At 73.1% G+C, this 10,457-nt stretch carries 7 protein-coding genes; 2 read left to right on the top strand and 5 right to left on the bottom strand.

Translation table 11 applies throughout. The annotated features are described in order from the left end of the window. The 4 genes from CCS38_RS00115 to mce all read right to left on the bottom strand — a co-directional run. The coding region (locus tag CCS38_RS00115) for an ABC transporter ATP-binding protein (RefSeq protein WP_223731110.1) at nucleotides 1-956 on the bottom strand (956 nt) is incomplete at its 3' end. A 185-nt stretch (nucleotides 957-1,141) separates the two neighbouring features. Next, entirely contained in the window at nucleotides 1,142-2,080 is a 939-nt protein-coding gene (locus tag CCS38_RS00110) for a coiled-coil domain-containing protein (RefSeq protein ID WP_223731109.1), read from the bottom strand. Between the two features lie 114 nt (nucleotides 2,081-2,194). Next, a complete protein-coding gene (gene scy / locus CCS38_RS00105; protein WP_223731108.1) occupies nucleotides 2,195-6,622 on the bottom strand; it encodes a polarized growth protein Scy in 4,428 nt (1,475 codons plus the stop codon). 162 nt (nucleotides 6,623-6,784) lie between these two features. Continuing rightward, nucleotides 6,785-7,213 (bottom strand): methylmalonyl-CoA epimerase, encoded by a 429-nt coding sequence (gene mce / locus CCS38_RS00100; protein WP_223731107.1) that lies wholly within the window; start codon nucleotides 7,211-7,213, stop codon nucleotides 6,785-6,787. 166 nt (nucleotides 7,214-7,379) lie between these two features. Between mce and CCS38_RS00095 the strand changes: the two genes are divergently transcribed. Together CCS38_RS00095 and meaB are read left to right on the top strand one after the other, a co-directional pair. Beyond that, a complete protein-coding gene (locus CCS38_RS00095) occupies nucleotides 7,380-8,555 on the top strand; it encodes an acetyl-CoA C-acetyltransferase (protein ID WP_372456944.1) in 1,176 nt (391 codons plus the stop codon). A gap of 41 nt (nucleotides 8,556-8,596) precedes the next feature. Beyond that, nucleotides 8,597-9,556, top strand: a complete 960-nt coding sequence (meaB, locus tag CCS38_RS00090; protein WP_223731105.1) for a methylmalonyl Co-A mutase-associated GTPase MeaB — start codon at nucleotides 8,597-8,599, stop codon at nucleotides 9,554-9,556. A 110-nt stretch (nucleotides 9,557-9,666) separates the two neighbouring features. Here the strand turns inward: meaB and CCS38_RS00085 are convergent, their stop codons facing one another. Further along, entirely contained in the window at nucleotides 9,667-10,395 is a 729-nt protein-coding gene (locus CCS38_RS00085) for a PepSY domain-containing protein (protein ID WP_223731104.1), read from the bottom strand. Between the last annotated feature and the right edge of the window lie 62 nt (nucleotides 10,396-10,457).

Below are 10,457 nucleotides of genomic sequence, written 5' to 3'. Positions count from 1 at the left end.
CCCCCGTCCGGACCGGGAGCGGGGCCCGCCGGTACGGCCGGACCCGCCGTGTCCGAGTGCGCGTGGTACTCCACCGACTCGGCCGTGAGCTGCATGAACGCCTCCTCCAACGAAGCCTGCTGCGGGCTGAGTTCGTGCAGGACGAGGCCGTGCCCGGCGGCCAGCTCGCCCAGTTCCCCGGGGCCCACCCCGTCGATCTCCAGCGCGCCGTCCGCGGCCGGTACGGCGGTGTGCCCGGCCGCCGCGAGCACGTCCCGCAGCCGCTCGTGCTCCGGGGAACGCATCCGTACGTAACTGCGCGAATTGCGCCGGATGAACTCGGCCATGGAGGTGTCGGCGAGCAGCCGGCCCTGCCCGATGACGACGAGGTGGTCGGCCGTCAGCGCCATTTCGCTCATCAGGTGCGAGGAGACGAAGACCGTACGGCCCTGGGCGGCCAGGCTCTTCATGAGGTTGCGGATCCAGTGGATGCCCTCGGGGTCGAGACCGTTGACCGGCTCGTCGAACATCAGGATGCGCGGGTCGCCGAGCAGCGCGGCGGCGATGCCGAGCCGCTGGCCCATGCCGAGCGAGAACCCCTTGGCGCGCTTCTTGGCGACGGCGGTCAGCCCCACGGTGTCCAGTGCCTGATGCACGCGGGCACGCGGAATGCCGTTGCTCTGCGCCAGGCAGAGGAGATGGTGGTACGCGCTGCGCCCGCCGTGCATGGCTTTGGCGTCGAGCAGGGCACCGATGTACTTGAGCGGGTCGCGCAGCTGGCGGTAGTGCCTGCCGTCGATCCGGACCGTGCCGGCGGTGGGATTGTCCAGGTCGAGCATCATCCGCATGGTGGTGGACTTCCCGGCCCCGTTGGGCCCGAGAAACCCGGTGATGATTCCGGGCCGGACGGTGAAGGTCAGCCGGTCGACGGCGAGCTTCTCGCCGTACCGCTTCGTCAGCCCTTCGATCTCGATCATGCACCCACGCTAGGCGCGCCGGCGCTCCTCCGCTGCCTGAATACACCCAATCAAGCCCGTCCGGCGATTGAGGACGAGCGGCCGCCAGGCCGCGATACGGGGGCCGCACACACCACCGCCCCGCACCGCACAACGCGGCACGGGGCGGGGCGGACGAACGGCTCGGCGCCGCGTCAGCGGCAGGGTCAGCGACCCTGCTGCGCCGGCACACCGCGGGACGAAGAGTCCTCCTCGCCCGGCGTACCGGCGGCGGCCACCGCCGCGCCGGTCAGCGTCGCGAGCATCTCGCGGACGTTGGTGAGCTGGGCGTTGATGGAGTCGCGGCGGTTCGTCAGCGCCGCCAGCTCGCGCTCGGATTCGCTGCGGATGCGGTCCGCCTTGGCGTTCGCGTCCGCCACGATGTCCTCGGCCTGGCGCTGCGCGGTCTCCACCGTCTGGCGGGCCCGGCGCTCAGCGTCCGTACGCAGCTTCTCGGCCTCCAGGCGGAGCTGCTCGGCGCGGTGCTCGATCTCCGCGAGCCGCTTCTCGGCCTTGGCCTGGCGCGAGGCGAGGTCCCGCTCGGACTGCTCGCGGCGCTTGGCGAGGTTGGTCTCGAAGTCGGCCGCGGCCTGGGCGGCCTTCGCGCGGGTCTCCTCGAAGAGGGAGTCCGCCTCCTCGCGCTTGGACTGCGCGTCCTTCTGCGCGTCGGCGCGCAGCGTCTGGGCCTCGCCCTTGGCCTTCTCGACGATCCGGACGCCCTCGTCCTCCGCCTTGGCCTTGCGGTCGGCGGCGAACGCCTCTGCGTCGTTACGGACCTGCTGGGCGGCCGACTCGGCCAGCTCGCGGTGCTGCTCGGCGGCCCGGCGCGCTTCCTCGCGCAGGTCCTTGGCCTCCTCCTCGGCGAGACGGAGGATCTTCTCGACCCGGGCACCGAGGCCCGCGTAGGACGGCTCGGCGTCGTTGACCTGGGCCTGGGCATTCTGCGTTTCGAGGTGCAACTCCTCGATGCGCTTTTCCAGCGAGGTGATACGCGCCAGCGCGCTGTCGCGGTCGGCGACGAGCTTCGTAATGCGGTCGTCGACCTGACCGCGGTCGTACCCACGCCGCACGAGCTCGAAACCGAAGGGGGAGGAAGTGTCGCTCATGGGGTTCCTGTCGAAAGAGACCGGTGAGGTGATAAGGGGAATCCTAGGGGCCCGAGCGGCGTGTCATCGAGTCATTGACCGTTTGAAGTGGAGAATGAACCCTCATTTGAGTGGCTAAGCATCAGACTGCTTGCCACCCGAACGAGTTGCTCCCGCACCCGCCGCGGCCTTGACGCCCCCCGAACCGGAACCCTGTCCCGAGCCGCCCTTACCGCCGCCCGAGCCCCCCGGTCCCTCGAACGACTCCAGCGCCTCCAGCACGTCCTGGACCCGCGAGATCTCGGTGTTGATGTCCTCCCGGCGGCGGACCAGCACCTCCAGCTCGCGCTTCCCGTCGTCCACGATCCGCTGGGCCTCCTGCTCGGCCTCCGCACGCAGCGCTTCCGCCTCCCGCACGGCCTGGGCCTTCTTCTGCTCGGCCTCCTTGATCAGCCCCTCGGCCTTCTTCACCGCCGCGATACGGACCTTGCTGGCCTCGCTGCTCGCGTCCGAGAGCAGCTCCTTGGCCTTCTCCTCGGCCTCCACCCGCTGCGCCTCGGCCTGCGCGATGAGCTTGTCCACCCGCTCGCCGGCGTTCTTCATCGCCTCGGCCGACTCCCGGCGGGCCCGGTCGTGCAGCTCCTCGACCTCGGCCTCGATACGGGCCCGCAGCTCCTCGGCGCGCTCGCGGATGGCGGTCGCGTCCCCGCGCGCCTCGCTGAGCAGCGTGTCGGCGTCCGTACGGGACTTCTCCACCCGCGCGTTGCCGTCGGCGGTGGCCTCCGCGACGATCCGCTCGGCCTCCTTGCGGGCCGCGCCGACCATCGTGTCGGCCTGCTCCTCGGCGGCGGTGGCCGCCTTCAGCGCCTCCTCCTGCGCCCTGGCGATCAGCTGGTCGGCCTGCTCGGCGGCGTCCGCGCGGCGCTTGGCGGCGTCCTTGCGCGCCTCGTCGAGCGTGCGGTCGGCCTCCTCCAGCGCCTCGTTGCGGAACCGCTCGGCCTCGGCCTCGGCGTCCGCCTTGACCTGGTCGGCCTCGTTACGGGTGCGCTGCGCGTGCTGCTGCGCGGAGGTGACCGTTTCGGCCGCCTCACTGCGCATCCGGTCCGCGTCCGCGCTCGCCTCGGCGAGCATCCGGTCGGCCTGTTCGCGGGCGTCGGCCCTGGTGCGGTCCGCCTCCCGCTCCGCCGTCGCGGTGGCCTCCGCCGCCTCCGTACGCAGCCGTTCGGCCTCCGTACCGGCCTCGGAGATCAGGCTGTCGGCCTGCTCGGCGGCGTCCGCGCGGCGCTTGGCCGCGTCCTTGCGCGCCTCGTCCGCGGTCCGGTCGGCCTCGGCACGGGCGTTCTCCAGCGCCTCGGCGGCCTCGGCGCGGAGCTGCTCGGCCTGCGCCGTGGCGTCGGCGACGAGCCGCTCGGCGTGCTCGGCGGCCTCGGCCCGCAGCCGGTCGGCGGCCTCCTGGCCCTCCCGGACGGAGCGTTCGGCGTCCGCCTGTGCCGACGAGGTCAGCTCGGTGGCCTCGTTGACGATCCGTTCGGCCTCCGTGCGGGCCTCGGCGATCAGCCGGTCCGCCTGCTCCGCGGCCTCGGACCGCATCCGGTTGGCGTCCTCGCGCGCCTCGGCGCGGGCCCGGGCGGCGTCCTGCTCGGCGGCGGCCAGCGCGTCCGAGGCGTTGGTCCGCAGCTGCTGCGCCTTCTCCGTGGCGTCCGCGACCAGCTTCTCGGCCTGCGCGGTGGCCTCCGTCAGCAGCTCGTCCGCCTGCTCGGCGGCCTCGCTGCGGCGCTTGTTGGCGGCCTCGCGCGCCTCGTCCAGCGTGCGATCGGCCTCCGTGCGCAGCCGCTCGGCCTCGGCGCCCGCCTCGGCCACCGTGCGGTCGGCCTCCTGCGTGGCCTCGGCCAGCAGCTCGTCGGCCTGCTGGGCGGCGTCCGCGCGGCGCTTGTCGGCGGCCTGCCGCGCCTCGTCCAGCGCGCCCCGCGCCTCCGTGCGCAGCCGCTCCGCCTCGGCGATCGCCTCCGAAACCGTGCGCTCGGCCAGCGACTTGGCGGCCTCGGCCTCGGTCTGCGCGTCCTGCCGGATGCGGCCGGCGTCCTGCGAAGCGCGCTCGCGCTCGTCGTACGCGTCGGAGCGGAGCCGGTCCGCCTCCTGCTGCGCGTCCTCCTTCGTACGCGCCGCCGCGTGCTCGGCCGCGGACCGCAGCCCGGCGATCTCCTCCTCGGCCTGCTCGTGCAGCCCGGCGACCGCGTCGCGTACCTGCTGCGCGGTCTGCTCGGCGGTGGCGACCAGCTCCTCGGCGCGCCGGTCCGCCTCCTCGACCAGCCGCTCGGCCTCGGTCTGCGCCTCCGCCACCCGGTTGCGGGCCGCGGCCAGCAGCTCCTCGCTCTGCTCGCGGGCCGCCGTGCGCTCCTGGTGGGCCTCCTCGCGGGCCTCACCCAGCTCCTGGTCGGCCTCCCGGCGGCGGCGCGCGGCCTCCTCCTGCGCCGCGGCCAGCGCCTCGGCGGCCTCCGCGCCCGTACGCTCCGCCGCCGCGGCGGCCTCCGCGCGCACCCGGTCGGCGGCCTCCTGCGCCTCCGACTTCAGCCGCTCGGCCTCGGCGGCCGCCTCCGTGGTCAGCCGCGTGGCGGAGGCCTCGGCCTCGGCACGCGCCTCGGCGGCGTCCGAGGCGGCCTCGGCACGCAGCCGCTCGGCCTCCTCCTCGGCCTGCTGCTCCTTCTCGCGGCGCCGCTCGGCGGACTCCGCCTTGAGCCTGGCGGTCTCCTCCTGGGCCTCCTTGCGCAGCCGCTCGGCCTCCTCGCGGGCCTCGCGCAGTGCCGTCTCGGCCGCGGCGACCCGCTCCTCCGCATCGCTGTGCAGCCGGTCCAGCTCCGCCTGGGCCAGCTCGCGCCGCTCGTCCGCGCTGCGCTCGGCCTCGGCCCGCAGCTCGGCGGCGGCCTCCTCGGCCTCGGTACGGGTGGCCGCCGCGGCCTCCTCGGCCGCCGCGTGCAGGTCCTCGGCCTCGCTGCGCGCCTGCTCCAGCGCCTCCTCGGCCTGCGTGCGCAGCTGCGCGGCGCGCTCGGCGGCCTCGGCGCGCAGCCGCTCGCTGTCCGCCGTCGCGCCCGAACGGGTCTCCTCCGCGTCGGACTTGGCCTTGGCCAGCAGCTCCTCGGCGGTGGCCGCGGCCTCCTCGATCTGCTGCACGGCCTCGCGGCGGGCCTCGCCGCGGATCCGCTCGCCCTCGTCGACGGCCTCGGTCCGCAGCTGCTCGGCCTCGCCGCGCAGCCGGCGCGCCTCCTCCTGCAGCTCGACGGTCTTGGCGCGGTACTCCTTGGTGTCGTCCTTGGCGGCGCCCTTGAGCTGCTGGGCGGTCTCGTGCGCCTCCTCGCGCAGCCGGTCCGCCTCGGCCTCGGCCTCCTTGCGGATCCGCTCGGCCTCCTCGGCGGCGGCCCGGGTGGTGGCCTTGGCGTCCTCCGCCGCCTTGCTCACCATCTCCTCGGCGGACCGCGCGGCCTTCGCCAGCTGCGCGGCGGAGTCCTCGGCGGCCTTCGCGCGGGCCGCCTCCTGGGCCTCCGCGACCAGCCGCTCGGCCTCGGCCTTGGCGTCGGCGCGCAGCTGCTCGGCCTCGGCCTTGAGCGCCTCGGCCTCCTTGGTGGCCTCGCCGACCAGCCGGGCGATCTCCTGCTTGGCCGTACGGGTGCGCTGCTCGTTCGCCGACTCGGACGCGGTCAGCCGCTTGGCGGCATCCGCCTCGGCCTCCTCGACGAGCTTCTCGGCCCGGGCGCGCGCCTCGCGCAGCGCCGTGTCGGCCTCCTGCAGCCGCTCCTCGGCGGTGCGGGTCAGCTCGGCGTTGCGCCGGCGGGCCTCCTCGGACTCCCCGGCCGTCGACGTACGGAGCTGCTCGGCCTGGTCGGTGGCCTCCTGGGCCTGCGTGGACGCGGCGTTCAGCAGCCGCTCGGCGTCCGTACGGGCGCGGCGCAGGATCGCGTCGGCCTCCGCGCGGGCCTGCTCGGCCTCGGCGCCCAGCCGCTCGCGGGCCTGCTCGGCCAGCCGCTGTGCCTCGGCGCGTGCCTGCGACAGCGTCTGCTCGGCCTCGGCTCTGGACTCGTCCATGAGCCGGCGGGCCTGGGCCTCGGTACGGGACCGCAGTTGCTCGGCCCAGGCGACGTTCTCGTTGACGTGGCTCTCGACGGTCGCCCGGCGCTCGTTGAGCTCCTCGTCCAGCCGCCGGCGGCGCTCCACCGCCTCGGTGTGCAGCTCGGCTTCGAGCCGGGACTGGCGCTCGGCCTGCTCCTGGAGCAGCCGCTGGGTCTGGGCCCGGGCCTCGCGCAGCTCGCGCTCGGCGTCCGCGCGCAGCTGGTCGGCCTGCACCTGGGCGTTGCGCAGCAGTTGCTCGGCCTGGGCGCTGACGTTGTCGTACGCCGGGCGCGTCATGAGGGTACGGCGTGCCTCGTGGAGCTTGGCACGCAGAACTTCGACCTGATAGCCGAGGTCGTCGGCATGCTGGACGGCCTTGTCCCGCTCCGTCTTCAGCCGCTCCATCTCGGCTTCGAACTGCGAGAGGTGATCGTCAGCCTCGTAGCGGTCGTTGCCCCGCACTGCGCGGTCCCATCCGTCCCCTGGTCATGGTGGCGGCCGGCTCCGTCGTGCGTGGAGCTGACCCTTCCGAAGAAATGGTGTCAGATCATCGGCGGAGATTGGACCGAGCCCCGATCCGGACCCCGGCCGAAGCAGCACTCTACCGGCCGGGGAACGTGAAGGTCAGTGCTCCTGGGAGGCCGTGACCAGTTCGGTCAGCACACCGTGGCAGTCCTTGGGGTGCAGGAAGGTGATCCGGGAGCCCATCGAACCGGTACGCGGCTCGTCGTACAGCACTCGCACACCCTTCCCGCGGATGTCAGCGGCATCACCGTCCACATCGGCCGTGCCGAAGGCGATGTGGTGCACCCCCTCACCGTTCTTCTCCAGCCACTTGCCCACGGCCGAATCCTTTCGGGTCGGTTCCAGCAGCTGAAGGTACGAAGCGCCGCCGTCCGACGTATCGTTGATCTTCAGCATGGCCTCCCGCACGCCCTGCTCTTCGTTGACCTCGGAGTGGAACACCTCGAAGCCGTATGTCGCCCGGTAGAACTCGACGGTCTTGTCGAGGTCGAAGCAGGCGATCCCGATGTGGTCGATTCGCGTCAGCATGCTTCCAGTGCACCGCTCGCACGCATGATTACGCAACGTGCGCGCGATCACACCGACAGCCCGGTGACCCGGCCGGTACCGCTCAGTACATTGAGGAAAACCCTCGTTAACTTCCCTGCACAGGAAGGCCGCGCTGATGTCCTCATCGAACGGCAGCACCACCTCCGTGATCGTCGCGGGGGCCCGCACCCCCATGGGACGCCTCCTGGGGTCCCTGAAGTCCTTCTCCGGCGCCGACCTGGGAGGCTTCGCCATCAAGGCGGCACTGGACCGGGCCGGCATCGGCGGCGACCAGGTGCAGTACGTGATCATGGGCCAGGTCCTGCAGGCCGGCGCGGGCCAGATCCCCGCCCGTCAGGCGGCCGTGAAGGCCGGCATTCCCATGAACGTCCCGGCCCTGACCGTCAACAAGGTCTGTCTCTCCGGCCTGGACGCCATCGCGCTGGCCGACCAGCTCATCCGCGCGGGCGAGTTCGACGTGATCGTGGCCGGCGGCCAGGAGTCCATGACCAACGCCCCGCACCTCCTCCCGAAGTCCCGCGGCGGCTACAAGTACGGCGCCGTCGAGATGCTCGACGCCATGGCGCACGACGGGCTCACCGACGCCTTCGAGAACGTCGCCATGGGTGAGTCCACCGAGAAGCACAACACCCGCCTCGGCATCCAGCGCCCCGAGCAGGACGAGATCGCGGCCCGCTCCCACCAGCGCGCCGCCGCCGCCCAGAAGAACGGCCTCTTCGAGGCGGAGATCACCCCCATCGAGATCCCGCAGCGCAAGGGCGAGGCGGTCGTTTTCAGCCAGGACGAGGGCATCCGCGGCGAGACCACCGCCGAGTCGCTGGGCAAGCTGCGCCCCGCGTTCGCCAAGGACGGCACGATCACCGCCGGTACCTCCTCGCAGATCTCCGACGGCGCCGCCGCCGTGGTCGTGATGAGCAAGGCCAAGGCCGAGGAGCTGGGCCTGGAGTGGATCGCGGAGATCGGCGCGCACGGCAATGTCGCGGGCCCGGACAACTCCCTGCAGTCCCAGCCCAGCAACGCGATCAACCACGCCCTCGGCAAGGAGGGCCTGAAGGTCGCCGACCTCGATCTCATCGAGATCAACGAGGCGTTCGCCGCGGTCGCCGTGCAGTCCATGAAGGACCTCGGGGTTTCGCCGGAAAAGGTGAACGTCAACGGCGGCGCCATCGCGCTCGGCCACCCGATCGGCATGTCCGGCGCCCGTATCGTCCTGCACCTCGCGCTGGAGCTGAAGCGGCGCGGCGGCGGCGTGGGCGCGGCCGCCCTGTGCGGCGGTGGCGGCCAGGGCGACGCGCTCATCGTGCGCGTGCCGGGTAAGTGACGGGTACCCGTACCGGAAGATCGAGAACGGAGCGCTGAGCAATGGCAGACGTCCCCATGCTGGTCGAGCAGGCCCGTGAGGGCCGGCCGCGGGCGGTGGCCCGGCTGATCTCGCTGGTGGAGGGGGCCTCGCCACAGCTGCGCGAGGTGATGGCCGCACTGGCGCCGCTGACGGGTCAGGCGTACGTCGTGGGTCTCACCGGCTCGCCGGGCGTGGGCAAGTCGACGTCCACCTCCGCGCTGGTCACCGCGTACCGGAAGATCGGGAAGCGGGTCGGCGTCCTGGCCGTCGACCCGTCCTCCCCGTTCTCCGGCGGTGCCCTGCTCGGCGACCGGGTCCGGATGAGCGAGCACGCCTCCGACCCCGGCGTCTACATCCGCTCCATGGCCACCCGCGGCCACCTCGGCGGCCTCGCCTGGGCGGCGCCGCAGGCCATCCGCGTACTGGACGCGGCGGGCTGCGACGTGATCCTGGTCGAGACCGTCGGCGTGGGCCAGTCCGAGGTGGAGATCGCCTCCCAGGCCGACACCAGCATGGTGCTGCTGGCCCCCGGCATGGGCGACGGCATCCAGGCCGCCAAGGCGGGCATCCTGGAGATCGGCGACGTCTACGTCGTCAACAAGGCCGACCGGGACGGCGCGGACGCCACGGCGCGCGAGCTGAACCACATGCTCGGCCTGGGGGAGTCCCGCGCCCCCGGCGACTGGCGGCCGCCCATCGTCAAGACCGTCGCCGCCCGCGGCGAGGGCATCGACGAGGTCGTCGAGGCGCTGGAGAAGCACCACGCCTGGATGGCCGAGCACGGAGTGCTCGCCGAGCGGCGTGCGACCCGGGCGGCCCGCGAGGTCGAGTCGATCGCCGTCACGACCCTCCGCGAGCGCATCGGCGACCTGCACGGCGACCGCCGGCTGGGCGCCCTGGCCGAGCGGATCACGGCCGGCACGCTCGACCCGTACACCGCCGCCGACGAACTGGTGGCGGGCCTGACGGAACAGGGCTGACGGAACCGACGTGAAAAGGAGCCGACCGGCTCCCCGGGGGGCGGGGAGCCGGTCGGCCTGGCAGGCGGCGGGGGGCGCCGCCGGTCTCGGGGGTCGGTCGTCCTGGAAGATCAGTCGTCGTCGCCGTCGTGGCTGTCGTCGTCGTGGCCGTCGTGGTCGTCGTGGTCGTGGTCGTCGTCCGACGCGGCCTTGCTGACCGCACCGCTGCCCGGGTCGACGGTCACGTGGTGCTCGGCACCGTCCTTGGTGACCGTCTCGGCCTCCCAGGCGAGCTTCTTGCCGTGGTCCGGGCCGTCCAGCTCGACCGAGACGACCGTGCCGTGCGCGGCGGCCTTCTCGGCTGCCCCGGCGATGTCCACGGAGGCGTCGTTCAGCACGGAGCGGACCCGGTCCTTGCCCTCGTCGCCGTCGTCGTCCTGGTCGACGTGCTGGCCGCGCACCTCGGCCTTGTCGGCGCCCACGGTGATGTCGTGCCACTTGCCGTCCTTGCCCAGCACGTTCACGTCCCAGGCGACACCGGACTCGTCGTCGTCCAGGTCGATCTCGGTGACCGTGCCCGGCACGGCCTTCAGCGCGGCGGCCGCCGCCTGCTGCGCGGTGACCGAGGCGGCCTTCGCCTCCCGGGCGTCGTCGCCGTCGCGGTCGTCGTCCTGACCCTGTACGTCCTGACCCTGTGCGTTCGCGTCCGACGCCGCACCGCCGGCCTGCTGACCCTGCGCCGGTGACGAGCTCGACGCCGATGCCGTCCCGTCCTCGTTACCGATCGCGACAGCGGTCGCGGTGCCGCCGGCAATCAGGGCGGCCGCGGCGACGGTGGCGATGACGACATTGCGCTTCATGGTGAAGCCTCCAAAACGGGTTGCTGTTCGGCAGGATCACCCAGGGGCCGGGGGGTCTCCCG

Source organism: Streptomyces purpurogeneiscleroticus (genome assembly GCF_020024005.1).
Classification (GTDB): domain Bacteria; phylum Actinomycetota; class Actinomycetes; order Streptomycetales; family Streptomycetaceae; genus Streptomyces; species Streptomyces purpurogeneiscleroticus.
The sequence above is the reverse complement of the archived record's forward strand: the minus strand, read 5'-3'. Positions and strand labels throughout refer to the sequence as shown.